This window comes from Xanthomonas nasturtii (genome assembly GCF_001660815.1).
Classification (GTDB): domain Bacteria; phylum Pseudomonadota; class Gammaproteobacteria; order Xanthomonadales; family Xanthomonadaceae; genus Xanthomonas; species Xanthomonas nasturtii.
The window spans coordinates 105,618-132,452 of sequence record NZ_LYMI01000067.1; the positions used below are offsets into that span (position 1 = coordinate 105,618).

The following is a 26,835-nucleotide window of genomic DNA, read 5'->3' on the forward strand; positions in this document are numbered from 1 at the left end:
CAGGTTAGACTGGTTGCACGTAACCCTTCGAGGATCGGTCCAATGCGCCATTGATGCCGCCGTCGTGATGACGGCCTTACCCGCTGCTGATCCGGTTGGATCGGCGCGTGTGCTGGCATGCAATGGAGACCCGTATGACCCATCCGTCGCTGACGCTGGAAGGCGTTGCGTATGTGCTGCCCGATGGCAGCCGGCTATTTTCCGATCTGACTATCCACATCGACCAACGCGCCACCGGCCTGCTCGACGCGATGCGGCGGATGCTGGAGCTGTCCGCGCAGGGGCTGCGCAGCTATGGCGGCAATTACACGTTTTATGCGCAGCAGCGCGCCATCGAACAACAGGCGGCCGCCGATCTGCTGGCCCAACGCAAACATGCACGTACACGCGGCGAGCAGGCACTGCGCGAGCAGTTGCAGCGTCAACAGCAACGCCAGGCACGCGGTGCGCGCGCTGCGGGGCAGGCCAATCAAGCGTCGATCCTGCTGGGCAGGCAGAAGCAACGCAGCGAAGTCAGCGCGGGGCGGCTGCAGCAGCAACGTCAGGCCGAACAGCTGCGGCTGAGCGAAGCGGTGGTGCAGGCCGCAGCGCAGGTGGAGGCAGATCGCGCGATTGCCGTGCTGGCGCCGACCGCACCCACCGGCGCATCGCAACGTCTGGCCACGCTGCAGCAGGTGGAGCTGGCCGGCGTGCGGTTGGGCGGGCGGCGCGTGGACCTGTTGCTGCAGGGGCAGCCGCGGATCGGTCTGGTCGGCCCCAATGGCAGCGGCAAGTCCGCGTTGTTGCAACTGCTGGCAGGGCGCCTGCAACCAAGTGCGGGGCACTGTCAGATGCAGGTGCCGGTGGCCTATCTGGATCAGGACCTGGGGCTGCTGGACCCGGCGCGCTCGGCCGCAGCGCAACTGTGCGATGCAGATCCGGGCGCGCCGGCCCACGCACAGCGGCTGCGCCTGGCGCTGCTGGGGCTGGACCAGGCGCGTGCCGACCTGCCCAGCGGCCAGCTCAGCGGCGGCCAGCGGCTCAAGGCGGCGCTGGCCTGCGCGTTGTACCGGGCGCAGCCGGCGCAACTGCTGTTGCTGGACGAGCCGACCAACCACCTGGATCTGGCCTCGGTGGAAGCGATTGAAGCGTTGCTGTGCGGCTATCAGGGTGCGCTGATCGTTGCCTCACACGACGCTGCTTTCCTGCAACGGCTGGGCCTGCAGCAGCGGCTGGACACCGCGCAGGCGCAGTGGCGGCTGGCGCCGTGGTGAACCGTGCGGCGGCCGATCCCGCTGCCGGGCTGGTAATGCCGGCTGCGATGGCCGACCATTTGCGGCCCGTCCACGGCGGCCACGGCATTGCCCACCAGGGCGCCGGCCCGCTGTCCTGCTCCCACGCTCGCCGCCGCGGCCAGCGTCTTTATCGATACCTGCCTACGTGAAATTCTTCGCATCCTGTGCCAAAGGCCTGGAATACCTGCTTGCCGACGAGCTGCTCGCGCTCGGCGCCAGCAAGGCCACCGCCACCATCTCCGGCGTCAATGTCGAGGGCGAACTGCGCGATGCGCAGCGCGCCGTGCTGTGGTCGCGCCTGGCCAGCCGCGTGCTGTGGCCGCTGAGCGAGTTCGATTGCCCGGACGAAGACGCGCTGTACGCCGGCGTGGCCGAGTTGCCATGGGACGAGCACCTGTCGGTGGGGCACACGCTGTCGGTGGACGCGCATGTGTCCGGTACCGCCATCACCCATGCCCGCTACGCAGCGCAGCGCATCAAGGACGCCGTGGTGGACACCATGCGCCGGCAGGGGCTGGAGCGCCCGTCGGTGGATGTGGAAAGCCCGGACCTGCGCCTGAACCTGTCGCTGCGCAAGGGCCGCGCCACCATTTCGGTGGATCTGGGCGGCGGCCCGCTGCATCGGCGCGGCTGGCGCATGGCGCAGAACGAGGCGCCGTTGAAGGAAAACCTGGCTGCGGCGGTGCTGATGCGCGCCGGCTGGACGCGCGCCTATGCCGATGGCGGCGGCCTGCTGGACCCGATGTGCGGCAGCGGCACGCTGCTGATCGAAGGCGCGTTGATGGCCGCCGACGTCGCGCCGGGTCTGCAGCGCTACGGCAGCGATGTGCCCAGCCGTTGGCGCGGTTTCGACCGCGACCACTGGCAACAACTGGTCAACCAAGCGCGCGAACGCGACAGCGTTGGCCGCGCTGCGCTCAGGCAGGTGATTCACGGCAGCGACATGGACCCGCACGCGATCCGCGCTGCGAAAGAGAATGCGCAAGTCGCCGGCGTGGCCGAGGCGATCTGGTTCGGCGTGCGCGAGGTCGGCGATCTGCAGACCCCGCCGCAGGCCACCGGCGTGGTGGTGTGCAATCCGCCCTATGACGAGCGCCTGGCGGCCGATGCGGCGCTGTATCGGCGCCTGGGCGATACCCTGCAGCGCGCCGTGCCGCAGTGGCGGGCCAGCCTGTTGTGCGGCAATGCCGAGCTGGCGTATGCCACCGGCCTGCGCGCGGGCAAGAAATATCAGTTGTTCAATGGCGCGATCGAGTGCGCGCTGATCGTCTGCGACCCGATCGCGGTGCCGCGGCGCACCCCGCTGGCTGCGCCGACTGCGCTCAGCGAAGGCGCACAGATGGTGGCCAACCGCTTGCGCAAGAACCTGCAGAAATTCAAGAAATGGCGCGCGCGCGAAGGCATCGAATGCTTCCGCGCCTACGACGCCGACCTGCCGGAATATTCCGCGGCCATCGATGTGTACCAGCAAGCCGATGGCGACCGGCGCATCTTCCTGCATGTGCAGGAATACGCAGCGCCCGCAACGATCCCGGAGGCCGATGTACGCCGTCGTCTCAATGAATTGCTGGCCGCCGCGCGCGAGGTGTTTGAGGTGCCGGCCGAGCGCGTTGCGCTGAAGTCGCGCGAGCGCGGCAAGGGCGGCAGCAAGTACGGCCGTTTCGAACAGCGCAACGAAATCGTCCACGTGCGCGAACACGGCGCGTTGCTGCGCGTGAATCTGTTCGATTATCTGGATACCGGGCTGTTTCTGGACCATCGCCCGCTGCGCGGCACCATGGCGCAGCAGTCCAAGGGGCGCCGCTTTCTCAATTTGTTCTGCTACACCGGCGTGGCCAGCGTGGAAGCGGCGGTGGCTGGCGCGGCCTCCACCACCAGCGTGGATCTGTCCGGCACCTATCTGCAATGGTGCGCCGATAATCTGGCGTTGAACGGGCAGGCCGGCAGCAAGCACAAGTTGGTGCAGGCCGATGCACTGGCGTGGCTGGAAGCCGAACGCGCGCATTTCGATGTGATCTTCTGCGACCCGCCGACCTTCTCCAACTCTGCGCGTGCGGAAGATTTCGATATCCAGCGCGAACACGTGCGCCTGCTGCGTGCGGCAGTGGCGCGGTTGGCGCCGGGCGGCGTGCTGTATTTCTCCAACAACTTCCGCCGCTTCAAGCTGGACGAGGAAGCAGTGGCCGAGTTCGCGCAGTGCGAGGAGATCAGCCCGCGCACCATCGACCCGGATTTCGAGCGGCATGCGCGGATTCACCGTGCCTGGCGGTTGACGGCCTGAGTGCAGCCGGCTGCGTCCGATGGAGTGCTGCTTGCCGCAGCGACGTTGCCGGCAAGCACGATTGCCGGGCGCGGCCGCGTGTGCGAGGGCAGGGGAGGATCGCAACAAGCCCGGCACAGGGCTGCGGTATGCTGATTCGCATGCTTTGGAGTCAACGATGACCGCACCACCTCGCATCGCCTTTCTTGCCAGCCCCGCCGAGCCGGCGGTGACCGCGCGCACACGTCTCGTGCAGCGCTATGGCGACCACGCGCTGGACAGCGCCGACATTGTCTGCGCGCTGGGTGGCGACGGATTCATGCTGCAGACGCTGCACCGGCATGGCGCCTCCGACAAGCCGGTGTTCGGCATGAAGCTGGGCTCGGTCGGCTTCCTGATGAATCAGTACCGCGACGACGAGGACGACCTGCTGGAGCGCCTGCAGCGTGCCGAGCCGGCGTATCTGCGCCCGCTGGAGATGCAGGTGCAGACCGAATCCGGCGCCAGTGCCCGCTCGCTGGCCTACAACGAGGTCTCGCTGTTGCGGCAGACCCGTCAGGCCGCGCATCTGAGCGTGGATCTCAACGGCCAGACCCGCATTGCCGAGTTGATCGGCGACGGGGTGATGGTGGCCACGCCGGCCGGCAGCACTGCGTACAACTATTCGGCGCACGGGCCGATCCTGCCGCTGGGCTCGCACACGCTGGCGCTGACGCCGATCGCACCGTACCGCCCGCGCCGCTGGCGCGGCGCCATCCTCAAGGCCGATACCGAAGTGCGTTTCCGCGTGCTCGACCCATACAAGCGCCCGGTCAGTGTCACTGCCGATTCGCACGAAATCCGCGACGTGGTGGAAGTGACCATCCGCGAATCCACGCAACGCCAGGTCACGTTGTTGTTCGACCCCGAACACAACCTGGAAGAGCGCATCTTCAGCGAGCAGTTTGCGGTGTGAGGTGCGGGGATTGGGCAGTGGGGATTTGCGATTGGCGAAGGCAGAAGCTCGGCAGGTAGTCTTGAGAACTGCGCACACGCGCTACGATGCCGCGTGGATGGCTGATCGCATCCCGATCTGCCGTTTCTGCTTCAACCCATTCCCCATTCCCGATTCTCCATTTCCGGCCCCCCAATGCCCGACAACTCCCCAAGATTATTGACCGTCGCGGTGACCTCGCGCGCCCTGTTCGATCTGGAAGAAGGCCATGCGCTGTTCGAGGCCGATGGGGTGGAGGCGTATTCGGCGTTCCAGCGCGAGCATGAGGACGATATTCTTGAGCCCGGCGTCGCGTTCCCGGTGGTGCGCAAGCTGCTGGCGCTCAATCACGATGTGCCCGAAGACGCGCCGCGCGTGGAAGTCATCCTGCTCTCGCGGAATTCCGCCGATACCGGGCTGCGCATCTTCAACTCGATCCAGCATTACAACCTGGGCATCGTGCGTGCCACGTTCACCTCGGGCGAGCCGACCTGGCCGTACGTGAAGCCATTCGGTACCGATCTGTTCCTGTCGGCCAATCCGGAATCGGTGCGGCGCGCGCTGAGCCATGGCATTGCCGCAGCGACCATCATGCCGCGCGCACCGGGCGAACGCGCCGAAGCTGCCGCGGCAATCGTGGACAACGACGAAAGCCGTCTGCCTACACAGCTGCGTATCGCCTTCGACGGCGATGCGGTGATTTTCGGCGACGAGAGCGAACGCATCTCGCGCGAGCAGGGCGTGGAAGCGTTCGGCCGTCATGAGCGCGAACGCGCACGCGAGCCGTTGTCGGTGGGGCCGTTCCGCAATTTTCTGTCGGCGCTGCACACCTTGCAGGCGGCGTTTCCGCCCGGTGAGGCCTCGCCGATCCGCACTGCGCTGGTGACGGCGCGCTCGGCACCGGCGCATGAGCGGGTGATTCGCACCTTGCGCGAGTGGGGCGTGCGTCTGGACGAGGCGCTCTTCCTCGGCGGGCGGCACAAGGGGCCGTTTCTGGAGGCGTTTGGCGCGGATATCTTCTTCGACGATTCGCAGCACAACATCGACAGTGCGCGCCAACATCAGCACGTGGCTGCCGGGCATGTGCCGCACGGCGTGGCCAACGATCCGCCGCCTGCATGAGCGACGCGCCGCGCACGCCGGGGCGCGCCGCGCTGCGTCTGAGCTGGCGCACGCGGGAACTGTCGTTCGCCGAAGACACCGTGCAGACGCGGATGTCGCGCTGGGCGCCGCATCGGCTGTTGCTGCCGTACACCTGCAGCATGCTGGCGGCGCTGTGGCTGCAGCCGCGCCCGCAGCGCATCGGCATCATTGGTTTTGGCGGCGGCGCGCAGGCCAGGTTTTGCCACCGGTATCTGCGCGGTGCCCGCATCGAGGCAGTGGATGCCGATGCGCAGGTGCTCGCGCTGCGCGAGGCATTCGGTGTGCCGCCCGACGACGCGCGGCTGGAGGTCACGCACGCCGATGGCGCGGACTGGATCGCATCGCGGGCGGGACGCTACGACATCCTGCTCCTGGATGCCTACGACGCCGATGGCATTCCGGCGGCGCTGCAGACGCCCGCGTTCTACGCCGATTGTCGCGCGGCGCTCACCCCGGGTGGGGTGCTGGCGTTCAATCTGTTCCAGGTGCCGCTGGCCGAGCCTCTGGCGCAGCTGCGCGCGCTGTTCGACGGCCTGGTGCTGGTGTTGCCCGAGGTGGATCTGCGCAATCAGGTGGTGTTCGCCTGGAATGGCAGACGCACGCCAGGACCGCCGGACGAAGCGCTGGCCGGCCTGGCATGGTCGGCACGCCGGCAGTTGCGGCCGGCGATGCTGCGCCTGCAAGCAGCCTGGATGGAGCGCGCCTGGCGGTTTTCGTGAGCGGGTGTTTTGCGCGCGGCTGGTGGCTGCAGCGTTAGCGTGCCTGCCCGGCTTGTGCAGCTGCCAATGGCAAGCGGATATCGGTCAGCCGCCAGCGCAGGCCTTCGCGGGTCAGCACGAACACCACCGGTGCGCCGGTGGCGGTGTGGGTGGTGGCAGTGAAACGGCGGGTGGATTCGAAACGTTGTTCGGCGCCTTGCAGTGGCCGCGCCGGCGCCGGTGCGGCATAGGTGTCGGCGCTGACGGTGTCGCCGGTGACGCGGTTCCAGACGCTGTGGCCTTGCAGCAGCGCGCCGATGCCGAGCGGCGTCACCAGGGTATCCACGCCGGCGCCGCTGATGCCGCTGGCAAGTTGCAGGGCGAATCCGCCGAGCAGACTGGATTGCATACTGCTGCCGGCCTGGCGAACCAGATAGTCGTCCAGCTGCGCCTTGAGGTTGACGCGCAGGCTGGGGAAGTCAACGTACCGCTCCAGTTGCGCGGCATCGCGCTCGGACACCGCCGCGCTGATGCCGCGGATGGCCAGATACGGCCCGGCCACGACGTAGCCGGCCAGCAGCACGATGACCAGCACCGGCAGCAGCAACCAACGCTTCTTCATCGTGCGCACTCCATTGCGGTTGGCGTTGAGCGCGTCATTGCGACGCATGTACGCACCAGGTAATGCCCCCGCGGCACACGCTTGAGTGGCGCAGCACTGCAGGGCGCGCGCGCCGGGCGTGTCGTCAAAATTCCAGATCCAGGGCCGCGCACAGGTAGTCGACGAACGGTGCCAGGATAAGCAGGTCCGCTTCGATGGTCTGGCGCAGCCGCAGCCCGGTCATCAGGCTGTCGTCGAGGGGACGCAGATACGCCCAGTTGCGGTGCTTGAGATCGTCGATGAACTCGAAATCGTTAGGGAATCCACGCGGTGCGCGCACCAGCTTTTCACTGTCGTCCAGAGTGAACTTGCGCAGCAACTTCGGGTCGTGCGCGGCGGCTTTCCAGCTGCCGGGGTTGTCGAAAATGAACTGGCGCAGCTTGCGCTGCGTGTCCGGCTCCGGGTGCCACAGACCGGCGCCGACAAAACTTTCGCCCGGCTGCAGATGGATATAGAACGACGGCGCCGGCATCTGGCGGCGACGCTCGTGAAACAGGCGCGCGCCCTGCCAGTTCTTGTACGGCGATTTGTCGTTGGAAAAGCGCGCATCGCGATAGATGCGAAACAGCGATCCGCCCTGGGTCTTGGGATCGGCGCGATAGTGTTCGCTAACCTGCGCCAACGCCGGCTGCAGGTCGGTGATCAGCTGCAGAAACGGCTGGCGCACATGCGCTTCGTACTGATGCCGGTGGTCGTTGAACCAGGTCTTGTCGTTGTGGCGGGCCAGGGCGCGCAGGAACTTGAAGCTGGCGTCGGAAAAGTAGGTGGTCATAGCGTGCGTTGGAGGTCCGAACCCCAGGCGGCGAGCTGGTCGAGTAGGGCTTGCTTGGTAGCATCGTCGGGGTGAGCAAGCCGTAAATCCGCAATCTGCGCGTTGTACTGGTCCAGGGTGACTTCGCCCAGGCCACGGTCTTCGAGCAGGCGCTGGCGGCGGTACCCATTCCAGCGCTCTTGCTCGTCGAACGACAGCGTCTGCGGCCAGTTGCGGGCGCGGTAGCGGAACAGCAGCTCGACCAGGCGCGGGTCGCGGAAACGCGCTTCCAGCGCACCCAATTCGGCCGGCGCGCTGGCTCGCACCTGCGCAAGTAGACGCTTGTCGCCTTCGGCCAGAAATCCATCGTAGAGCGAGGCGTCGGCATCGTTGACCGCCGCTGCCGCCGCACGCTCGTTGCCGTAGACCTGGCGCACTTTCTCGGCCAGCGCCGGGCCAAGCTCACGCAACCGCGCTGCCTTGGCCACGACCGCGTCGTGATCGACACCCAGGCGCTGAAAATCCGCCGCGCGCAGGTGTTGCCAGGCCACCAGCGCGGGCGACTTGTTCAAATGCACTTCTTTCAGCGGGATGCGCTGCTCGCCTTCGGGCAAATCTGCCGCGCGGACATACAGCCGGTCGGCAATCTCGTCGGGGCTCAGCCGCAACAGCACTTCCGGGTCGCCGTCCAGATCGAACACGATCACGCGGCTGTCGATGCGCGGATGCCGCGTCAGCGGCAACACCGCAGCAGCGCACAGGCGCGATGCCGGGTAACGTTGCGACACATGCAGCACCGGCTCCATCGCAATGACATCCAGCAACGTGGCGGCAAAGCGCTTGTCGCGCAGGCGCAGCGCGTAGTCCCACAGTTTTGGCTGATGCTGCTGAAATTTGCGCGCCATGCCGATGGTGGCGTACACGTCCGACAACGCTTCGTGCGCATCGCCTTCGCGCACGTCGTTGGCGTTGGCCAGGTGCTCCAGCTTGAACGAGGTGGCGCCGTCTTCGCGCTGCGGCCAGACGATGCCGTCCGGGCGCAGCGCATGCACCAGCCGCAGCACATCCAGCAGATCCCAGCGCGAATTGCCGCCGCGCCACTCGCGCTCGTAGGGGTCGTAGAAATTGCGGAACAGGCCGCAGCGCACGAACTCGTCGTCGAAGCGGATCGAGTTGTAGCCCAGTGTGCAGGTCTGCGGCCGGCTCATCTGCTCGGCGATGCGCGCGAACGCTTCGGCTTCGCTCACGCCTTCGCGCAGTGCGTGTTGCGGGGTGATGCCGGTGACCATGGTGGCGTAGGGCGAGGGCAGCAGATCGTCGGCCGGCTGCACGAAGAAGCTGATCGGCTCTTCGATCACGCGCAGCTGCGCGTCGGTCCGCACCGCGGCGAACTGCGCGATGCGGGTGCGGCGCGGATCCTGGCCGAAGGTTTCCAGGTCGTAGAAGAGAAAACTGTCAGGCATGCGGGTGCGGGATCCAGATGCGCAGCGCACGGCGTACGCGCTGCCGGTGCCGCTAGTATCCCTCATCGCAGCGCCGGCACGCTGAGGCGCGGCTGTGAGAAGGGTCTAGCTGCGCCCGTGGGGCGAATTGTCTGGATTCAGCTGCCTGCCACGCACAGCGCACTTGCACGTGTCCGGCAGCTGCCGACGCCGCGCCGGTGAGACATCCATCAGTTCAGCGATCAGGCCAGCGCGCCGTCACCGTCCGCAGCGCAGACGTTGATGCTACCGGCCACAGCCGACGCAGCTATCAGTGCGCGCCCTCCAGCGGCTCCAGGCGTGCATGCACGATCGCTTCCAGCGCTGCCCAGTCGATGCGCGACAGGTCGCTGTGCCCGCGTGTGGCCTCGACCAGAATCTCGCGCTGGATGTCGCTGCGCGCCAGCGCAATCGAATAGCGCGTGCGCAGGAACGTCACCATGGTGTAGTGCGGCACGAAGCGGGTGGGCCAGCGCGCCTGCAGCTGCTGTTCGAGTTCGCGCTGCAGCAGGAAGTCGGGGTCGTCGACGCGGTCGCGCATTTCCAGGTAGTTCTCCAGCGCCATCTGCTGGATCGCCGCCGCATCGTCGCGGCGCGCAGCGGCGAACGCGGCGAACGCGCTGGCGAGGTCGTCGTGCGCATCCAGCTGATCCGCCAGCGCCACGCAATCTTCGAAGGCGCAATTCATGCCCTGGCCGTGGAACGGCACCATCGCGTGCGCGGCATCGCCGATCAGCAGGGCCCGGCCATCCAGATGCCAGCGGTCCAGGGTCAGGGTGCCAAGCAGCCCGGGCGGATGCTCTTCCCAATGTTCCTTGAGCTGCGGAATCAGCGGCAACGCATCGGGAAAATCGCGCGCGAACAACGCCAATGCCTCATCGCCGGTACGCGTGGTGGCAAAGCTCGGCTCGCCGGCGTTGGGCAAAAACAGGGTGACGGTGAAGGTGCCGCCATCGTTGGGCAGCGCGATGCACATATAGCGCCCGCGCGGCCAGATGTGCAGCGCATTGCCTTCGATGCGGAAGCCGCCGCCGGGCAGTGGCGGAATTTCCAGTTCCTTGTACGAATGATCCAGAAATTCAGTGCGCTCGCCCAGTGGCGATTTGCGCTGCATCGCCGCGCGCAGTGCAGAGCCGGCGCCATCGCTGCCGATCAGGCTCTGGAAGTGGATTTCGTGCGGCTGGTCGTCGCGGTCGTCGATGAAGCGCGCGTAGCCGGCGTCGAAATCGACCGTGTGCAGGCGGCGATAGAAATGCACGCGTGCTCCGGCCTGTTCGGCCAGGTCCAGCAGCGCGACATTCAACGCGGCGCGATGGATCGACCAGATCACCTCGCTGTCGTCGCGGCCGTAGCGTTGCAGCTGCGGCGCTCCGCTCACCGGGTGCACCATGCGCCCGCGCATCATCACCGCCTTGGCCATCACTGCCTCTTCGGCGCCGGCCTGGCGCAGCGCATGTCGGCCACGTTCGGCCAGCGCCAGATTGATCGAGCGGCCGGACTCGTAGCCCTTGATGCGGGGGTCGCCACGCCGTTCGTACACGGTGACCTGCCAGCCGCGACGCGACAGCAGGATGGCCAGCAGGCAACCGGCCAGACCGGCGCCGATCAAGGTCAGGGAACGCGGGGAAACTGGGCTCAATGCAATGTCCGGCAGCGGCCGGACGCAGGTGCCGGCGGAGATGGAGAACGTGGAGCGGCTAGCGTCAGGCGCGCAGCGCTTTCAGCGAGGAGCGGGCTGGAAGTGTACGTCGGGTGCGTGTCGAATCCCTACAGGCGCGCCGCCGTTGGATGGCACAGTCCGTGCCGTGCATGTTCAGGCGCGCAGCGCAAACTGCAGTAAGACCTCGTCAGGCAGGCGTGGACGGCGCGCTCGGTAGCGTCAGTGGACGACCGGTCCATGCCGATGCCGGCGATTGGCCATGTCCGCGTGGCGATGAGCGCACTCAGTGGTGAGTTGCTTCAAGCGGCAGCCCAGCGTTCCACCTGCTCCACGAACCGGTGCAGATCGCTGAAGCGGTTGTACAGAGGCACCGGCGCAATGCGGATCACGTCCGGTTCGCGCCAGTCGCCAAGCACGCCGGCTGCGTGCAGATGCTCGAACAGCGAGCGGCCCTGCGTGCGTCCGCCAGCCACCCGCAACGACAGCTGGCAACCGCGTCGCGCCGGTTCGGCCGGGGTGACGATCTGCAATACCTGCGTCAGGCGCGCGTGGATCAGCTGTTCCAGATGCCCGGTGAGCTGTTCGGATTTGGCGCGTAGCGCGGCCATGCCGGCCTGGTCGAACAGATCCAGCGACGCGCGCAGCGGGGCCAGCGCCAGCACCGGCGGGTTGCTCAGCTGCCAGCCTTCGGCACCGGGCGAGGGCACGAACTGCGGATCCATGCGGAAGCGGGTCTGCTGCTCGTGTCCCCACCAGCCGGCCATGCGCGGCAGGTCGCTGCTGGCATGCCGCGCGTGCACGAAGCACCCGCCCACCGCGCCGGGGCCGGCGTTGAGATATTTGTAGTGGCACCACACCGCGAAATCGACGCCATCGTCGTGCAGGGTGAGCGGGATATTGCCCACCGCATGCGCCAGATCGAAACCCACCGCCGCGCCCTGCGCGCGCGCCAGCCGCACGATCTCGGCCAGGTCGAAGGCCTGCCCGGTGCGGTACTGGATGCCGGGCCACAGCACCAACGCCAGACGCGGCCCATGCTGCGCGATGGCCTCGGCAATCGCTGTCATCGACACCGTGCCGTTGGGTTCGTCGGCCTCCACTTCGATCAACTGCGTGGCCGGATCCAGCCCGTGCAGCCGCAGTTGCGATTCCATCGCATGGCGATCGGATGGAAATGCACCGGCCTCGATCAGGATCGCACCGCGTTCGGGCGTGGGGCGATAGAAGCTGGCCATCATCAGATGCAGGTTGACGCTGAGGGTGTTCATCGCCACCACTTCGCCGGGGTGTGCCCCCACCACGCGGGCCAGCGCGTCGCGCACCAGCTGGTGATAGGTCAGCCACTGGGTGGGGCCGGTGAAGTGGCCTTCCACCGCCAGCGCGCCCCACTGGTCGAGCACCTCGGCCACCATCGCGCGGGCAGTACGCGGCTGCAGGCCGAGCGAATTGCCGACGAAATAGGTCTGGTCCTGGCCGGCGTGCTGCGGGAACACGAAGCTATCGCGCAGGCTGCGCAGCGGGTCGGCGGCGTCCAGTGCATCGGCATGGGCGCGGGACAGCAGGTCGGTCATCGTCGGGCTCGCAACACGGATCAGGGCGGCAGTTTACCCGCCGGCACCGTGCGCGCCCGCATGCGCGGCTGGCCCCTCGGCCGAGGCCGCTCGGGCAGGGCGCAACAGGTGGGTGAGCGTGCCGATGCTGTCAGTGACGCGGTCGATGGTGTCGGCCAGCGCAGCGGTGGTCGGCGAGGTGTCGGGTAATGCGGCCAGCGCATCGGAAAGCTGGCGCTCGGCATTGCGCAAGGTGGCCGTAGCAGGAATGCCGCCGTTGCGCAGGCAATCGATCAGCTCCGACAGCGCCTGGTCGGCCTGCTGCGCGAATGCGGGCAACGCCTCCAGTGCGGGCAGCGGGTGGCCATCGCGCAGCACCGCTTCCAGCAGCAGGGTGGCGCGGATCAGGCGGTTGCCATTGGCCAGCAGCGATTCGGCCAGTTTGAGTTCCTGCAGATTGCGCCGGCTGCGCGGCTCGCCACGCAACCGCTCGATCGACGCCTGCGCATTGGTGCGCGCCACCCGCGCGGCGGCACGGCTATCGCTCAGGCCATCCATCTGACCAAGCAACAGGTGGCGCAGATGGTCGCGGTACGCGCTGAGCAGTTGCGCCAGCGAGGCGCGGATATGCCGGCGTTCGCGCGTCGGCCACAGCGCGTAGGCGATCAACGCCAGTGCGCTACCGGCCACGGTGGCCAGCAGGCGCGCGCCGACCGCCTCGCCCGGCGATACGCCTTCCAACGACAGCAGCAACACCAGCATGCCGGTCAGAAACGCCACGCCGATGCCGTAGTTCACCTGCGTCAGCAACCGAAACCCAAGGCAAAACAGCGCCAGCAAGGCCATGCGGATGCTGGCCCCGTCCATGGCCAGATGCGCGAGCAAGGTGGCCACCAGCAACCCAACGAAGGTGCCGGCCACGCGCAATGCGCCGAAGCTGAAGGTGCCGCCGAAATCCGGCTTGAGCACGATCGCGGTGGTCATCGGAATCCAGAAGCCATGCGGAATCTGTTGCCAGCGCTGGAAGGCGATGGCCAACGCCAGGCACACGCCGCAGCGCAAGGCGTGCCGGAAGGCGACCGACGACAGATCCAGATTTGCGCGCAAGGTGGCCCAGGTTGCGGCAGGGCGCAGTGCCGCCGGCAGGCGCGCTTCGGCCAGTTGCGCCTGGATTTCGCCGCGGCTGCTGGCCCAGTGCGCGTTGCGGATCAGCGCACGCAACTGGCCGCCCAGGCCGTGCGCGCGCGCCACCGCCACGCGCACCAACCGGCGTTCGCGGGTATCGGCGTTGTCGTGCCGAAACTGCGCCAACGCACCGACCAGATCGTCGAAGCCGGTCATCGAGGCATTGGCTGCCACCGGGTCTTCGCCTATGGTCATCGCATGCGCGAGTTGCTCCAGCACGATGGCGCTGCGTTGCAGCACGCGTTCGATGGCCGGGCGTGCCTGCGAGTCGGTCAGGCGGGTGTCGGCATCGGCCAGCGACAGCAGCTCCAGCCTTATGCGGTCGCACAGCTCGGCGATGATGCGAAAGCTCTGCACCGCAATTGCGCGCGAGCGATGTTCGCCGTGCAGCATCACCATCGCTTCGAGCACTTCCTGCGTGGCAGGCGGCGCTGCGCTGGCTTCCGGGCGCTGCCGCGCGATGCCGGCCAGCTGGCGCATCAACTCCGCCAACGCAAAGCGCTCCGGGCGATAGCGCTGCAGTGGCCAGGCCGCCAGCGCCAGCAACACCTGCAGCAGGCCGCCGGCGAAGATCAACGCCGCCACGCCGGGCGCCTGCTGCACCGGCAGCCGCATGTCGGCGCTGACCACCAGCAGGATCATGCTGGTCAGGCCGATCCGCGCGGCCACCGGGCCGAGCGCCACCAGCAAGCCGCCGCCCAGGCCAAGCAACAGGCCGGCCAGCACCAGTGCCGGGGTGTTGTGGCCGACCCAGATGCCCAGCAATGCCGCCAGTCCGGCCGCCAGCGCCGCCATCAGCATGCGCTGCAGGCGTGCGCGATACGGCCCGGGCTGGTCGGAGAACATGGTGTTGAGCGCGCCACTGCACACGGCCAGGCCGGCGGACACATGCCCTGTGGCAACGCCGATCGCCAGCGGCAGGACCACCGCAGCGGTGTTGCGCAGCGCCACGCGCAAGGGCACATCGCGCGGTTTGAGGTCGATCAGTGCGCGCAGCATGATGCGGGTTTCAACGCATGCCATTGGCGCATCCACTGCGCGCGATCACCGGAAGCAGCCTGCATCGACAGATCCACGATGCGATCTGCGGCGCCTGGTGTCAGATGGATCATTGCCCCTCTTCCATCGGGGCGAGAAGGCACGGATTGCGTGCCACGGGCGCGCCTGCCTTGGAGCGCCCGTGGCGCAAGTGCGGGCAGGGGCGCGAAGCGGGAGTTGGGGCAAGGGTACGAGCGAAACTGCGGACTTCTCGGATACGCAGACGCAGCGCTGCTGACGCACGCAAGCTCGGCAAACGCGGCTAAAACCAGAGTTTCCGTACGAGCGATCACGGACATCGCGCTACCGGTATTCGCCGCAATCACATGCCGCTGCCACCTTGTCTTTCGGTCGCGGCATAACGCTCAGGCGCTGGATGCAGGTGCCCGCACTGCGAACAAGTGCGCAGTGCGAGCGAACGGTAGAAATGATCGAACACCGGAGGAAAGTCGGTTTCGATGTTTTGCAACGGAAACATCGCCTCATACAACCTGTGATTGCACTGCGGGCAATACCACTGCAGGCCGTCCTGCTCGCCGGGCAAACGCTCGCGTTCGATCACCAGCCCGATCGAGCCGGCAGCGCGTTGCGGCGAATGCGCCACCTTGGGCGGCAGCAGAAAGATCTCGCCGGCCCGGATCGGGATGTCGCGCGCCACGCCGTCGTCCTGCACCTTCAACACCATCTCGCCTTCGAGCTGGAAGAACCACTCCGGGCCTTCGTCGTAGTGATAGTCGGTGCGCGCGTTCGGCCCACCCACAATCATGATGATGAAGCCATCCTGCTGGATGCACTTGTTGCCCACCGGCGGCTTGAGCAGGTGGCGGTGTTGCTCGATCCAGGCATGCAGGTTGATCGGTGGGACCAGCATCGACGGTTCTCGATATGGAAGACGCCCAGCATAGCCAAGCGACGGCGCCGATGGGCGCCGCCGCGAACGACCCACCCCGTGTCACGCGCGCGCTGGGCGGACGTGACCGGCACCTGATGCGGCAAGAGCCTGATGCGGCAGTGCCGCGGGTCTGCGTTTACGGGTGTTGGCAAGCCTTGAGCACACTAGCTGGACGGTTATGCGCCAGAGTGCGCCGCCGCTGCAGCCCTCAGCGTTCTTCGTGATCGGCCTGGATCTTCGCCAGTGCTGCGTCGTAGCGTTCCTGCAGCAGCTCGGGGCGGTTGATCGACATGCCCAGGTCGTGCGCGTGGCCATCGCGCAGGCTGTACACCCAACCATGCACGCACAGTTCCTGACCGCGGTCCCAGGCATCGCGCACGATGGTGGTGCGGCACACGTTGACCACCTGTTCAAGCACGTTGAGCTCGCACAGACGCGCATGTTGCACCGGTAGATCGCCGGCGTCGTGCAGGCAGGCTTCGTGCTTGTCGGCCACGTCGGTGACATGGCGGATCCAGTTGTCGACCAGGCCCATGCGCTTCTGGGTCAGGCTGGCGAACACGCCGCCGCAGCCGTAATGGCCCACCACCAGCACGTGCTTGACCTTGAGCACGTCCACCGCGAACTGGATCACCGACAGGCAATTCAGGTCGGTGTGCACCACCACGTTGGCGATATTGCGATGGACGAACACCTCGCCCGGCGCCATGTCGATGATCTGGTTGGCCGGGACGCGCGAATCGGAGCAACCGATCCACAGGTATTCCGGCGTCTGCTGCGTGGACAGCTTGGAAAAGAATTCCGGGTCTTCGCGGCGGATACGCTCGGACCAGGCGCGGTTGTTTTCAAGTAAATGGTTGAGCTCGTTCATGCGCGCAGTATTCCAGATGCGGGAGGGAAGGACGCGGTGGACACAGGAGCCATAAAGCCGTGGTGCAGGATACGGATCGGTGCGCTCAGGCCGCGCCAGCGCGTGCGCGCAATGCATCGCGCATCAACGTGGCCACCTCGCGCGCATCGGTCGACGCCTGCAGCGCCAGCGCATCGCTCACTGCCCCAATATTGCCGGCCGGGTGGTTCTGGCTCAGCTTGAAGGTCAGTTCGATACGGCCTGGAACGAAGCGGAAGCCGACCAGGCCACGCAGTTGCCGGCGATGACTGTCGCGCGCCATGTCGAACACCCAGTCGCTGCCGACGCGCTGTTCGAAATGCGCGCTCATGCGCCCGATCAGATCGCCCAGCTCCGCCTCATCGCTCACCGGCTCGCAGCGTCCATGCAGATGCGCAACGGCGTAGTTCCAGGTGGGTACGCGCGCGGCCGCTTCCTTGTCCAGATACCAGGTGGGCGAGACATAGGCGTGCGGCCCCTGCAGCACGATCACCGCATTGCCGGGACTATGCGCCTGCGGATTGGGGCGTGCCCAATGGCCTTCGATGACCACATCCTGCCCGTCGCGTCGATACAGCACCGGCAACTGCGAGATCGCCGGTTGGCCATCGGCACCCTGGCTGATCAGGGTGACAAACGCATCGCGTGCGAACAGCCAGTCCAGCAAGGCCAGATCGGTCTGCGCAAACGCGCGTGGGGCATACATGTCAGGCGCGGCCGCCCATGCTCACCACCATGCGCGCGCGCAGGTCGGCGTCGTCATCGCCCTGCGGTGGCGACACTTCGTGCAGCGAGAAACCGCGGATCAGCGCGTCCTCTTCGTCCAGCCCGTCCAGCGCCACGAATTCGGCGTCGAACAAGGCCGCACGCGCGCTGTCTTCGCTGTCGTAAGGCAGCGTCTTGCCGTCGCTGTCCAGCACCTCGGCGGTACCGGCTTCATTGACGCGCAGGCGTGCCCAGATCAGCGTGCGGCCGATCGTGGCCAGCCACCAGGAGTCGTGTGCGCCCTGCACCGCGTCTTCGTACGTCGTCATGGCATTACCTTGGAAAGCAGCCCGAGCAGGGCCGCCATGCCCAGGCCGAAAAAGATGGTGAGCAGCGACAGCCAGGCGGGGGTGGCCAGACCGGACAGTGCACCGTCGCGGTAGCTGCGGTAACGGCGCGCCAGCAACCAGCGCCACGCCTTGGGACTGATGAAGGCCGGGTCGCCGAAGCTGGCCAGCGCATCCGGGTGGCGGTCGCGCAGGTGCACCAACGTCAGTGGCCAGAAGATCAGCAGTGCGGTCAAACCCGCGACGGCGACACCGACAAAACACAGTGCGAAGAACAGCGTCATGCGGCGTGCTCCGTGGGTGGGGCATCGAATTGGCCAATGATGTCAATCAGGCCGACGATAGTGTCATTCGACGCATCCAGTTCTTCGGCCGGGATCCACCACTTGGTGTGGTGTGCGCCGCCGACTTTTTGGATGGGGTAGTGTTCGACGAACGCTGCGCGTACCTCGAACTGCGCGACATAGCCAACCCCGCTGTCCTTAACGTTCCAGCGCGACGCGATTTCTTTGGCGTAGCGCTGGTGGGTGACCGGGTAAAAGAGCGGTTGCTCCGGCAACCGTGGCGGCCACCGTTGGAAGCCGGGGTCGCGCACCAACGCGTATTCCTCCGGCCCCAGCGGGCGGTACATGGTGACCGTGGCCGCCGCGGTCGTCACCTCAGAACTCCGCGCTGCCCGGCGCGCGCGGGTAGGGGATGGCGTCGCGGATGTTGCTCAGCCCGCACACGTACACCACCAGGCGCTCGAAGCCCAGGCCGAAGCCGGCATGCGGCACCGAGCCGTAGCGACGGAAATCGCGGTACCAGCTGTAGTGCTCCTTATCCAGGCCGAATTGCGCCATGCGCGCATCCAGCACATCCAGGCGTTCTTCGCGCTGGCTACCACCGATGATCTCGCCGATGCCCGGCGCCAGCACGTCCATCGCCGCGACGGTCTTGCCGTCGTCGTTCAGGCGCATGTAGAACGCCTTGATGTGCTCGGGATAATTGGTGACCACCACCGGGCGGCCGATGTGTTCTTCGGTCAGCCAGCGTTCGTGCTCGGTCTGCAGGTCCAGGCCCCATTCCACCGGGAAATCGAACTTCTTGCCGGAGTTCTGCAGCAGCTTCACCGCCTCGGTGTAGTCGATCTGCTCGAACGGGGCATTGATGAAGGCTTCCAGTTTGCTGATCGCGTTCTTGTCCACACGCTCGGCCAGAAACGCCAGGTCGTCGCCTCGTTCGTCCAGTACCGCACGGAACAGATACTTGAGGAACTGCTCGGCCAGACGTGCGTCTTCGGCCAGATCGGCGAAGGCGATTTCCGGCTCGATCATCCAGAACTCGGCCAGATGGCGCGTGGTGTGGCTGTTTTCCGCGCGGAAGGTGGGGCCGAAGGTGTAGACCTTGCTCAGCGCCAGGCAGTACGCCTCCACGTTGAGCTGGCCGGACACGGTGAGGAAGGTTTCCTTGCCGAAGAAGTCGCGGCTGAAATCCACGTTGCCGGTGGCATCGCGCGGCAGGTTGACCATGTCCAGCGTGGAGACGCGGAACATCTGCCCGGCGCCTTCGGCGTCGGAGGTGGTGATGATCGGGGTGCTGATCCAGTTGAAGCCGTTCTGATGGAAGAACCGGTGCACCGCCTGCGCCAGGCTGTTACGGATACGCGTCACCGCGCCGAACAGATTGGTGCGCGGGCGCAGGTGCGCTACTTCGCGCAGGAATTCCGGCGACATCGGCTTGGGCTGGATCGGGTAGGTCAGCGGGTCTTCGACCCAGCCGACGATCTCCACGCCGCTGGCCTGGATCTCGAACGACTGGCCCTTGCCCTGCGACTTCACCAGCACGCCCTTGGCGATCAGCGAGCAGCCACTGGTCAGGCGCTTGATCTCGTCGAAATTGGGCAGCGTGTCGTTGGCCACCACCTGGATCGGAGCGAAGCACGAGCCATCGGTCACGTTGATGAAGGCCAGCCCGGCAGATCCGCGCAGCGTGCGCACCCACCCCCGCACCGTGACTTCGCCGCCTTCCGGGAGCTTGCCCGCAAGCGCATGTTCAACGCTGACCACCGTCATGACTGTTCCTCGCCGTAGCGATCTTGAATGGCCTGCGAGTTTACTGGCTGCGGGCGCGCCGGCGCGAGCATCTGAACAGGTTGCCGAACGCTGCGCTTGTCGCAGGCGCGCGCTGCCCCCATCTGTTGCAGACGCCGCTGCCCGGCGTGCCGCCCGGTTGTTGCGGCCTCGCTATACTTGCCACCACTGTTTTGGAGTGCCCTCATGGCCGTCAGCCTCACCCCCGCCGCGCTGGAGCGCGTGCAGCGTTTCGTGCAGCAGACCCCGGGTGCGTTGGGTCTGCGCTTTGGCGTGACCAAGACCGGTTGTTCCGGCTGGGGCCACATCACCGACCTGGCGCGCGAGAAGCGCGCCGACGATGCGGTGTTCGAGCAGGGCGGGGTGCGCATCTTCGTCGATCCCACCAGCCTGCCGCTGGTGGATGGCACCTGCATCGATTTCGGCAAGCATGGCCTGAGCGAGACCTTCACCTTCAGCAATCCCAACGCGACCGCCGAATGCGGCTGCGGGGAGAGCTTCACGACCGAAGCCGAGCATCGTTGAGTCCGGCTGAGCCAACCGGCACTGGAGTTCCTTCTCCCCTCGGGAGAAGGTGCCCGAAGGGCGGATGAGGGTACGGGCGAAGCCATGAGCCTTCGAAATTCTGCGCGGGCTTCGCCACCGGACCCTCACCCCAACCCCTCTCCCGAGGGGAGAGGGGCTTTGGAGCGTCTTTGCGGCCCAGCTGGTTGCGGCTAAACGCCTGAACTGCCATACTTTCCGGCTTCCTGCCCGTCCGGGCTGGGAACCCTTGCTCCACCGGCCGCTTGCGCGGGCTACCGGGGAGCTGTCCGGCCCACGTGGCCACATCCGAAAGGTAAAACAACATGAGTCGTCATTACGAAGTCGTGTTCCTGGTCCATCCGGACCAGAGCGAGCAGGTCCCGGCCATGATCGAGCGCTACAAGTCGCTGATCGAGGGCGGTAACGGCACCATCCACCGTCTGGAAGACTGGGGCCGTCGTCAGCTGGCCTACCCGATCCAGAACCTGGTGAAGGCGCACTACGTGCTGCTCAACATCGAAGTCGACCAGGCCGTGCTGAGCGAGCTGGTGGAAAGCTTCCGCTTCAACGATGCGGTGCTGCGTCACCTGGTCGTCAAGCGCGATGGCCCGGACACCGAGCAGTCGCTGATCATGAAGAGCAAGGACGAGAAGGGCGACAAGCCCGAGCGTAGCGAGCGTCGTCGTCGCGATGACGATGAGGGCGATGCTGCACCTGCCGCCACCGATACCGACGGCGACAACGCCGAAGCCGCTTAAGGAGCGCTGTCATGTCCAAGTTCTTCCGTCGTCGCAAGTTCTGCAAGTTCACCGCCGAGGGCGTCAAAGAGATCGACTACAAGGATCTCAATACCCTGCGCCAGTACCTCACCGAGAACGGTAAGATCGTTCCGAGCCGCGTGACCGGCACCAAGTCCAAGTACCAGCGTCAGCTGGCGACGGCCGTCAAGCGCTCGCGTTTCCTGGCGCTGATTCCGTACACGGACAATCACGACGTCTAAGCAATTCCGCGCAGGAGTCCGCATGTGTGCGGCTCCTTGCGCAAGACCCGCACGGTTGTGAGTCCCTCACAATAGCCCGCACGGTTGTATGTGAGTCCCTCACAAGAGCCCGCACATCCATGTGCGGGTTATTAAAAATATAGAGGCCGGTCATTCGAGATGCGGTGTTGATCGTGCTCTTGCGATTCCCAAATCCCGATTCCCGAATCCCGTCTTTTCGGACAGCAAACGTTGCGTCGGCCAAAGCGCCCGCGCTAACGAATAACGGAGTACTACCATGGATCTGATTCTTCTGCAGAAAGTGACCAACCTGGGCAACCTGGGCGACAAGGTCAGCGTCAAGCCGGGTTACGGCCGCAACTTCCTCGTGCCGCAGGGCAAGGCCGTGCCGGCCACCGCTGCGAACGTTGAAGCGTTCGAAACCAAGCGTGCCGATTACGAAGCCAAGGCCAACAGCATCCTGGCCGACGCACAGAGCCGCGCCACCAAGTTCGAAGGCGCCAGCGTCACCATCGGCGCGCATGCGTCCACCGAAGGCAAGCTGTACGGCTCGGTTGGCCCGCGCGACATCGCCGAGGCGTTCACCGCCGCCGGCCTGCCGCTGGAAAAGAGCGAAGTCATCCTGGGCGAAGGCGCATTCCGCAATGTCGGCGAGTACGACGTTGTGCTGCACCTGCACGCCGATGTGGAAACCTCGGTCAAGGTCATCGTCGAATCCGACGCCTGATCCAGGCCATCTGTGTCACCCGAAGGGCGCCTTGTTAGGCGCCCTTCGTTTTTTGGGGCGCCGCCGCCAGCGCTGGCATGCCCGTTATACTCATGCCCCATTGCCGGTTCCACGGCCCGCAGATCTTATGCATCAAGGGCTTGGGCGCTGGCTTCACAGGAAAAGTACCTGCCGGCTTCGTCCGCGCGGTGCCCGGAATCTCCAGCCCCCATGCGCCTGTCCACGATCAAACTGTCCGGTTTCAAGTCGTTCGTCGACCCGACCACGTTGCATCTGCCCACCAACATGACCGGCATCGTCGGCCCTAACGGTTGCGGCAAGTCCAACATCATCGATGCGGTGCGCTGGGTGATGGGCGAAAGCTCGGCCAGCCGCCTGCGCGGCGACTCGCTGACCGACGTGATCTTCTCCGGCTCCTCGGCGCGCAAGCCGGTGTCGCAGGCGACGGTGGAGCTGATCTTCGACAATTCCGATCACACCATCACCGGTGAGTTCGCCTCGTTCAACGAGATCTCGGTCAAGCGCCTGGTCAGCCGCGACGGCAACAGCGCCTATTACCTCAACGGCACCAAATGCCGCCGCCGCGACATCACCGACCTGTTCCTGGGCACGGGCCTTGGCCCGCGCAGCTACTCGATCATCGAGCAGGGCATGATCAGCCAGATCATCGAGGCGCGCCCGGAAGATCTGCGCGTGTATCTGGAAGAGGCCGCCGGCATTTCCAAGTACAAGGAGCGCCGCAAGGAAACCGAAACGCGCATCCGGCATACCCGCGAAAATCTCGATCGCCTGGGCGATCTGCGCGAGGAAATCACCAAGCAGCTGGCGCATCTGCAGCGCCAGGCGCGCCAGGCCGAGCAGTATCAGGCGCTGCAGGAAGAGCGCCGGATCAAGGATGCCGAGTGGAAGGCGCTGGAATACCGCGGCCTGGACGGGCAGTTGCAGGGCCTGCGCGAAAAATTGAACCAGGAAGAAACCCGCCTGCAGCAGCTGATCGCCGACCAGCGCGATGCCGAAGCGTGCATCGAGACCGGCCGCGTGCGCCGCGAAGAAGCCGCCGAAGCGGTGGCCAAGGCGCAGGCCGATGTCTATCAGGTCGGTGGTGCGTTGGCGCGCATCGAGCAGCAGATCCAGCATCAACGCGAGCTCTCGCATCGCCTGCACAAGGCGCGCGATGAGGCGCAAAGCCAGCTGCAGGAATTGACCCAGCACATCAGCGGCGATTCGGCCAGATTGGCGGTACTGCGCGAGGCCGTGGATGCGGCCGAACCGCAACTGGAACAACTGCGCGAAGACCACGAATTCCGCCAGGAGTCGCTACGCGAAGCCGAAGCGCGGCTGGCCGACTGGCAGCAGCGCTGGGAAACCCATAACCGCGACACCGGCGAAGCTTCGCGTGCCGGCGAAGTGGAGCGCACGCGCGTCGATTATCTCGACCGCCAGTCGCTGGAAGCCGACCGCCGCCGCGAAGCGCTCGTCAACGAACGCGCCGGGCTGGACCTGGATGCGTTGGCCGAGGCGTTCGAGCAGATCGAACTGCGCCATGAAACCCAGAAGACGTCGCTGGACGGATTGACCGAGCAGGTCGAAGCGCGCAAGCACGCGCTCGGCGGACTGCAGGAACAGCAGCGGGCCAGCCAGGGCGAGCTGGCCGAAGTGCGCAAGCAGGCGCAGGCCGCGCGTGGCCGGCTGTCGTCGCTGGAAACCTTGCAGCAGGCCGCGCTCGGTCAGGAGCAGGGCGCGGCAGTGGCGTGGCTGAAGTCGCGCGGGCTGGATTCGGCGGCGCGTGTCGGCGAGCGCATCAGCGTTGAAGGCGGCTGGGAAAATGCAGTCGAAGGCGCACTGGGGCAGTTGATCGAAGGCGTGCTGGTGGATGCGCCGGAGCAACTGGTCGATGCGCTGGGCGAGTTGGGCGATGGCCGCATCGCGCTGGTGTCCAGCGCCACCGACAACGCGAGCTTTGCGCCGACTTCGCTGGCCGCAAAGGTGCAGGGGCCGATCGCGATCCGTCGCCTGCTGGCTCGCCTGCACACCGCCGAAGATCTGGACGCCGCACGCGCGTTGCAGCGCAGCCTGCCCGAGGGCGACTCGGTCATCACCCGCAACGGCGAGCGGCTGGGCGAGGGCTGGGTGCGCGTCTCGCGCTCCGGCGCGGCCAAGCAGGGCGCCTTGCTGCGCGAGCGCGAAATCCAGCAGCTGCGCACCCAGATCGAAACGCTGCAGGAGCGCGAAGCCGAGCTCGAGCACCAGCTCGCCAGCTTCCGCGAACAACTGCTGGCGGCCGAGCAGCGGCGCGAAGACGCGCAGCGCCAGCTGTACATGTCGCACCGCAGCGTCTCCGAACTGGCCGGGCAATTGCAGAGCCAGCAAGGCAAGGTCGATGCCGCGCGCACCCGCATCGAGCGCATCGAAACCGAGTTGTCGCAGTTGCTGGAAACCTTGGACACCAGCCGCGAACAGGCACGCGAAGCGCGCGCCAAGCTCGAAGATGCGGTCACCTTGATGGGCGATCTGCAGGGCACGCGCGAAGCGCTGGAAAGCGAGCGTCGCCAGCTCACCGATGCACGCGATCAAGCGCGCGATGCCGCACGTGGCGTGCGCGATGCGATGCATGCGCTGGCGCTGACGCTGGAGTCGCAGCGCACCCAGATCGCCTCGCTGAGTCAGACGCTGGAGCGCATGGACAGCCAGCGCGGCCAGCTCGACACGCGCCTGGAAGATCTGGTGGCCCAGCTCAGCGACGGCGACTCGCCGGTGGAAACGCTGGAGCACGAACATCAGGCCGCATTGAGCGAGCGCGTGCGCACCGAGCGCGCGCTGGGCGAGGCGCGCACCCTGCTGGACAGCATCGACAGCGAACTCCGCAGCTTCGAACAAACCCGTCAGCAGCGCGACGAACAGGCGCTGGCGCAGCGCGAACGCATTTCCCAGCGCAAGCTCGACCAGCAAGCACTGGTGCTCAGTGCCGAACAGTTGTCGGCTGCCGTGGTCAAGGCCGGGTTCGTGCTCGAAGACGTGGTCAATGGCCTGCCCGAGGCCGCCAATGCGGCGGAGTGGGAAGCGGCAGTGGGCCAGATCGACGGGCGCATGCGTCGCCTGGAGCCGGTGAATCTGGCTGCCATCCAGGAATACGGCGAAGCCGCGCAGCGTTCGGAATATCTGGACGCGCAGAACCTGGACCTCAATACCGCGCTGGAAACCCTGGAAGAAGCCATCCGCAAGATCGACCGCGAAACCCGCGGCCGTTTCAAGGACACCTTCGACCGCGTCAACTCCGGTGTGCAGGCGCTGTATCCGCGCCTGTTCGGTGGTGGTCACGCGTATCTGGAGCTCACCGGCGAAGACTTGCTCGATACCGGCGTGACCATCATGGCGCGCCCGCCGGGCAAGCGCGTGTCGAGCATTTCGCTGCTGTCCGGCGGCGAGAAGGCGATGACCGCCGTGGCGCTGGTGTTTGCGATCTTCCAGCTCAATCCCGCGCCGTTCTGTCTGCTGGACGAGGTGGACGCGCCGCTGGACGAGGCCAACGTCGGCCGCCTGGCCAACATGGTGCGCGAGATGAGCGAGAAGGTGCAGTTCCTGTTCGTCAGCCACAACAAGGCCACGATGGAAGCGGCGCGTCAGCTCTCCGGTGTGACCATGCGCGAGCCAGGCGTCAGCCGCCTGGTCAGCGTGGACCTGGAAGAGGCCGCACGTTTGGCGGGTGCGGCATGACGTGCCATGCTTGTTGGAATATCGACACCTGTCACTCTTATGCGGAGGCACGCTGAATGTCCGACATGGCCATGATCCGGATCGGGATCCTGATCGCTGGACTGCTGCTGGTCGCGGCCATCTTCCTGTTTGGTCGCCCGAAGAAATCGCCGCAGGGCCGTCGCGTCGACAAGGACGATGGCCAGCCGCGCGAACGGCGCGAACCGGTGATTTCCGGCGAAACCGGCATGGATGGTGAAGCGCTGGAACGCGGCGCAAGCGTCGAGCAGAGCGAGCTCAACCAGGACGACCAGGACGCCGCTGGCGGTAACGATGTCGGCAAGCGCCCGAACCAGGATTTCGACAAGATCGTCTCGCTGTTCGTGGCCGCCAAGGCCGGCCAGGTGCTGCGCGGCGAAGATGTGGTGGTCGCTGCCGAAAAGACCGGGCTGGTCTTCGGCCACATGAATGTATTCCACCGTCTGGTGGAAGGGCATCCGGAGCGCGGGCCGATCTTCAGCATGGCCAGCATCCTCAAGCCCGGCAGTTTCGACATGGCCAACATCCGCGAGATGCAGACCCCGGCGATTGCGTTTTTCCTCACGCTGCCGGCGCCGATGACCGCGCTGGATGCCTGGGAAAAGATGCTGCCCACTGTGCAGCGCATGGCCGAACTGCTCGATGGCGTGGTGCTGGACGACAGCCGTAACGCCTTGGGCCGGCAGCGCGTGGCGCATATCCGCGACGAACTGCGTGCCTACGACCGCCAGCATCAGGCACCGCCGCTGACCAAGTCGCCGCGCTGGTGAGTTGACATGTTGAGCCTGCAGGGCGTGTTGGCGGTGGCGTTGCTGCTGGTGCTGTGGGCGATCCTGGCGATGCCGTTGTTGTGGATCTTTACCAGGATCGCCGCGCGCCTGCGCAAACGCCCGCGGCATTCGCCCTGGTTGGTAGGCGGCTTTGCGGGCGCGATCACCTTGCTGGTCGCGCCGGTGCCAACGCCCTTCATCAGCGTGTTCCTGCCGCATGCGATCGCGCTGTTCGACCGCCGTTACTACACGCACATCCTGCAAGGCCCGCCGATGCTGCGCGAGCTGCTGCTATGGAACGCCGGCTCGATGGCACTGACCTTCGTCATCAGCTATCTGTGGATCCGGCGCACGCTACGCGCTTCCAACAGCGAGGCGATGGATCAGTAGTTTTAAAGCCCCTCTCCCGGCGGGAGAGGGGTTGGGGTGAGGGTACGGGGCGAAGCCACTTGTGGTGTGTCATTTCTGAAGGCGCGTAGCGACGCGGCGATGCGCCCCTCAT

Annotated in this window: 25 protein-coding genes and 1 pseudogene; 13 read left to right on the top strand and 13 right to left on the bottom strand. The window is 66.2% G+C overall.

The window, feature by feature from the left end; genetic code table 11:
• Positions 1-236: 236 nt before the first annotated feature.
• From A7D16_RS19070 to A7D16_RS19090, 6 genes and pseudogenes are all read left to right on the top strand, one after another.
• Positions 237-1,253: pseudogene (locus tag A7D16_RS19070) on the top strand (ATP-binding cassette domain-containing protein); the annotation flags it as partial.
• Positions 1,232-1,423, top strand: coding sequence for a hypothetical protein (locus A7D16_RS22085; protein ID WP_082925879.1), 192 nt, complete (start codon positions 1,232-1,234; stop codon positions 1,421-1,423). The pseudogene A7D16_RS19070 and the gene A7D16_RS22085, both read left to right, overlap by 22 nt.
• Complete coding sequence (gene rlmKL, locus A7D16_RS19075; RefSeq protein WP_064634806.1) at positions 1,420-3,555, top strand: bifunctional 23S rRNA (guanine(2069)-N(7))-methyltransferase RlmK/23S rRNA (guanine(2445)-N(2))-methyltransferase RlmL; 2,136 nt, start codon at positions 1,420-1,422, stop codon at positions 3,553-3,555. Before A7D16_RS22085 ends, rlmKL begins: the two co-directional genes overlap by 4 nt.
• 157 nt (positions 3,556-3,712) lie before the next feature.
• Positions 3,713-4,489, top strand: a complete 777-nt coding sequence (locus A7D16_RS19080) for an NAD kinase (protein ID WP_064634807.1) — start codon at positions 3,713-3,715, stop codon at positions 4,487-4,489.
• Positions 4,490-4,663: 174 nt separating this feature from the next.
• Positions 4,664-5,629 (top strand): 5'-nucleotidase, encoded by a 966-nt coding sequence (locus A7D16_RS19085; RefSeq protein ID WP_064634808.1) that lies wholly within the window; start codon positions 4,664-4,666, stop codon positions 5,627-5,629.
• On the top strand, positions 5,626-6,369 hold the full coding sequence (locus A7D16_RS19090; RefSeq protein ID WP_064634809.1) for a spermine/spermidine synthase domain-containing protein: 744 nt from the start codon (positions 5,626-5,628) through the stop codon (positions 6,367-6,369). The genes A7D16_RS19085 and A7D16_RS19090 overlap by 4 nt, the downstream gene beginning before the upstream one ends.
• Positions 6,370-6,403: 34 nt before the next feature.
• Here A7D16_RS19090 and A7D16_RS19095 read toward each other — a convergent pair whose 3' ends face one another.
• The 13 genes from A7D16_RS19095 to asnS form a co-directional block, all read right to left on the bottom strand.
• The gene (locus A7D16_RS19095; protein WP_064634854.1) at positions 6,404-6,970 is read right to left on the bottom strand and encodes a DUF2939 domain-containing protein; all 567 of its coding nucleotides are present in this window, start codon (positions 6,968-6,970) and stop codon (positions 6,404-6,406) included.
• 124 nt (positions 6,971-7,094) lie between these two features.
• Positions 7,095-7,781, bottom strand: a complete 687-nt coding sequence (locus A7D16_RS19100) for a DUF2461 domain-containing protein (RefSeq protein WP_064634810.1) — start codon at positions 7,779-7,781, stop codon at positions 7,095-7,097.
• Positions 7,778-9,223, bottom strand: a complete 1,446-nt coding sequence (gene sbcB, locus A7D16_RS19105) for an exodeoxyribonuclease I (RefSeq protein ID WP_064634811.1) — start codon at positions 9,221-9,223, stop codon at positions 7,778-7,780. Before sbcB ends, A7D16_RS19100 begins: the two co-directional genes overlap by 4 nt.
• 289 nt (positions 9,224-9,512) lie before the next feature.
• Entirely contained in the window at positions 9,513-10,880 is a 1,368-nt protein-coding gene (locus A7D16_RS19110) for an FAD-dependent oxidoreductase (RefSeq protein WP_064634812.1), read from the bottom strand.
• A 320-nt stretch (positions 10,881-11,200) separates the two neighbouring features.
• The gene (kynU, locus tag A7D16_RS19115; RefSeq protein WP_064634813.1) at positions 11,201-12,472 is read right to left on the bottom strand and encodes a kynureninase; all 1,272 of its coding nucleotides are present in this window, start codon (positions 12,470-12,472) and stop codon (positions 11,201-11,203) included.
• Between the two features lie 33 nt (positions 12,473-12,505).
• Positions 12,506-14,635: an FUSC family protein gene (locus tag A7D16_RS19120; RefSeq protein ID WP_064634855.1), complete on the bottom strand. Its 2,130-nt coding sequence runs from the start codon at positions 14,633-14,635 to the stop codon at positions 12,506-12,508.
• A gap of 361 nt (positions 14,636-14,996) precedes the next feature.
• Positions 14,997-15,545, bottom strand: coding sequence for a 3-hydroxyanthranilate 3,4-dioxygenase (locus A7D16_RS19125; RefSeq protein WP_064634814.1), 549 nt, complete (start codon positions 15,543-15,545; stop codon positions 14,997-14,999).
• A gap of 229 nt (positions 15,546-15,774) precedes the next feature.
• Positions 15,775-16,437 (bottom strand): carbonate dehydratase, encoded by a 663-nt coding sequence (gene can, locus A7D16_RS19130; protein ID WP_064634815.1) that lies wholly within the window; start codon positions 16,435-16,437, stop codon positions 15,775-15,777.
• An 85-nt stretch (positions 16,438-16,522) separates the two neighbouring features.
• Complete coding sequence (locus A7D16_RS19135) at positions 16,523-17,161, bottom strand: FMN-binding negative transcriptional regulator (RefSeq protein ID WP_064634816.1); 639 nt, start codon at positions 17,159-17,161, stop codon at positions 16,523-16,525.
• Position 17,162: 1 nt separating this feature from the next.
• The gene (locus A7D16_RS19140) at positions 17,163-17,489 is read right to left on the bottom strand and encodes a hypothetical protein (RefSeq protein ID WP_064634817.1); all 327 of its coding nucleotides are present in this window, start codon (positions 17,487-17,489) and stop codon (positions 17,163-17,165) included.
• Positions 17,486-17,791: a hypothetical protein gene (locus tag A7D16_RS19145; RefSeq protein WP_064634818.1), complete on the bottom strand. Its 306-nt coding sequence runs from the start codon at positions 17,789-17,791 to the stop codon at positions 17,486-17,488. Before A7D16_RS19145 ends, A7D16_RS19140 begins: the two co-directional genes overlap by 4 nt.
• A complete protein-coding gene (locus tag A7D16_RS19150) occupies positions 17,788-18,138 on the bottom strand; it encodes a hypothetical protein (RefSeq protein ID WP_064634856.1) in 351 nt (116 codons plus the stop codon). The genes A7D16_RS19145 and A7D16_RS19150 overlap by 4 nt, the downstream gene beginning before the upstream one ends.
• Before the next feature lie 28 nt (positions 18,139-18,166).
• Positions 18,167-19,561 (bottom strand): asparagine--tRNA ligase, encoded by a 1,395-nt coding sequence (gene asnS, locus A7D16_RS19155; RefSeq protein ID WP_064634819.1) that lies wholly within the window; start codon positions 19,559-19,561, stop codon positions 18,167-18,169.
• 204 nt (positions 19,562-19,765) lie between these two features.
• Here asnS and A7D16_RS19160 point away from each other — a divergent pair, with 204 nt between their 5' ends.
• From A7D16_RS19160 to A7D16_RS19190, 7 genes are all read left to right on the top strand, one after another.
• The gene (locus A7D16_RS19160) at positions 19,766-20,104 is read left to right on the top strand and encodes a HesB/IscA family protein (RefSeq protein WP_064634820.1); all 339 of its coding nucleotides are present in this window, start codon (positions 19,766-19,768) and stop codon (positions 20,102-20,104) included.
• Between the two features lie 323 nt (positions 20,105-20,427).
• A complete protein-coding gene (gene rpsF, locus A7D16_RS19165; RefSeq protein ID WP_006451585.1) occupies positions 20,428-20,862 on the top strand; it encodes a 30S ribosomal protein S6 in 435 nt (144 codons plus the stop codon).
• A gap of 11 nt (positions 20,863-20,873) precedes the next feature.
• Positions 20,874-21,104 carry a 30S ribosomal protein S18 gene (rpsR, locus tag A7D16_RS19170; RefSeq protein ID WP_005991243.1) on the top strand — a complete coding sequence of 77 codons (231 nt, stop codon included), beginning with the start codon at positions 20,874-20,876 and terminating at the stop codon, positions 21,102-21,104.
• Positions 21,105-21,381: 277 nt separating this feature from the next.
• Positions 21,382-21,831 (top strand): 50S ribosomal protein L9, encoded by a 450-nt coding sequence (gene rplI / locus A7D16_RS19175; RefSeq protein WP_006451584.1) that lies wholly within the window; start codon positions 21,382-21,384, stop codon positions 21,829-21,831.
• 210 nt (positions 21,832-22,041) lie between these two features.
• A complete protein-coding gene (gene smc / locus A7D16_RS19180; protein ID WP_064634821.1) occupies positions 22,042-25,545 on the top strand; it encodes a chromosome segregation protein SMC in 3,504 nt (1,167 codons plus the stop codon).
• A gap of 56 nt (positions 25,546-25,601) precedes the next feature.
• Positions 25,602-26,333 carry a cell division protein ZipA gene (gene zipA, locus A7D16_RS19185; RefSeq protein WP_064634822.1) on the top strand — a complete coding sequence of 244 codons (732 nt, stop codon included), beginning with the start codon at positions 25,602-25,604 and terminating at the stop codon, positions 26,331-26,333.
• A gap of 6 nt (positions 26,334-26,339) precedes the next feature.
• A complete protein-coding gene (locus A7D16_RS19190; RefSeq protein WP_064634823.1) occupies positions 26,340-26,723 on the top strand; it encodes a hypothetical protein in 384 nt (127 codons plus the stop codon).
• Positions 26,724-26,835: the final 112 nt, after the last annotated feature.

Bases quoted from the DNA above. Each gene is read 5' to 3' on its own strand.
- A7D16_RS19085 (WP_064634808.1), top strand. From the start codon at position 4,664: ATGCCCGACAACTCCCCAAGATTATTGACCGTCGCGGTGACCTCGCGC.
- A7D16_RS19095 (WP_064634854.1), bottom strand. From the start codon at position 6,970: ATGAAGAAGCGTTGGTTGCTGCTGCCGGTGCTGGTCATCGTGCTGCTG.
- kynU (WP_064634813.1), bottom strand. From the start codon at position 12,472: ATGACCGACCTGCTGTCCCGCGCCCATGCCGATGCACTGGACGCCGCC.
- A7D16_RS19100 (WP_064634810.1), bottom strand. From the start codon at position 7,781: ATGACCACCTACTTTTCCGACGCCAGCTTCAAGTTCCTGCGCGCCCTG.
- A7D16_RS19125 (WP_064634814.1), bottom strand. From the start codon at position 15,545: ATGCTGGTCCCACCGATCAACCTGCATGCCTGGATCGAGCAACACCGC.
- rpsF (WP_006451585.1), top strand. From the start codon at position 20,428: ATGAGTCGTCATTACGAAGTCGTGTTCCTGGTCCATCCGGACCAGAGC.
- A7D16_RS19090 (WP_064634809.1), top strand. From the start codon at position 5,626: ATGAGCGACGCGCCGCGCACGCCGGGGCGCGCCGCGCTGCGTCTGAGC.
- A7D16_RS19145 (WP_064634818.1), bottom strand. From the start codon at position 17,791: ATGACGCTGTTCTTCGCACTGTGTTTTGTCGGTGTCGCCGTCGCGGGT.
- A7D16_RS19140 (WP_064634817.1), bottom strand. From the start codon at position 17,489: ATGACGACGTACGAAGACGCGGTGCAGGGCGCACACGACTCCTGGTGG.
- zipA (WP_064634822.1), top strand. From the start codon at position 25,602: ATGTCCGACATGGCCATGATCCGGATCGGGATCCTGATCGCTGGACTG.
- A7D16_RS19120 (WP_064634855.1), bottom strand. From the start codon at position 14,635: ATGCTGCGCGCACTGATCGACCTCAAACCGCGCGATGTGCCCTTGCGC.
- A7D16_RS19150 (WP_064634856.1), bottom strand. From the start codon at position 18,138: ATGTACCGCCCGCTGGGGCCGGAGGAATACGCGTTGGTGCGCGACCCC.
- A7D16_RS19190 (WP_064634823.1), top strand. From the start codon at position 26,340: ATGTTGAGCCTGCAGGGCGTGTTGGCGGTGGCGTTGCTGCTGGTGCTG.
- rplI (WP_006451584.1), top strand. From the start codon at position 21,382: ATGGATCTGATTCTTCTGCAGAAAGTGACCAACCTGGGCAACCTGGGC.
- sbcB (WP_064634811.1), bottom strand. From the start codon at position 9,223: ATGCCTGACAGTTTTCTCTTCTACGACCTGGAAACCTTCGGCCAGGAT.
- A7D16_RS19135 (WP_064634816.1), bottom strand. From the start codon at position 17,161: ATGTATGCCCCACGCGCGTTTGCGCAGACCGATCTGGCCTTGCTGGAC.
- A7D16_RS19160 (WP_064634820.1), top strand. From the start codon at position 19,766: ATGGCCGTCAGCCTCACCCCCGCCGCGCTGGAGCGCGTGCAGCGTTTC.
- can (WP_064634815.1), bottom strand. From the start codon at position 16,437: ATGAACGAGCTCAACCATTTACTTGAAAACAACCGCGCCTGGTCCGAG.
- smc (WP_064634821.1), top strand. From the start codon at position 22,042: ATGCGCCTGTCCACGATCAAACTGTCCGGTTTCAAGTCGTTCGTCGAC.
- asnS (WP_064634819.1), bottom strand. From the start codon at position 19,561: ATGACGGTGGTCAGCGTTGAACATGCGCTTGCGGGCAAGCTCCCGGAA.
- A7D16_RS19080 (WP_064634807.1), top strand. From the start codon at position 3,713: ATGACCGCACCACCTCGCATCGCCTTTCTTGCCAGCCCCGCCGAGCCG.
- rpsR (WP_005991243.1), top strand. From the start codon at position 20,874: ATGTCCAAGTTCTTCCGTCGTCGCAAGTTCTGCAAGTTCACCGCCGAG.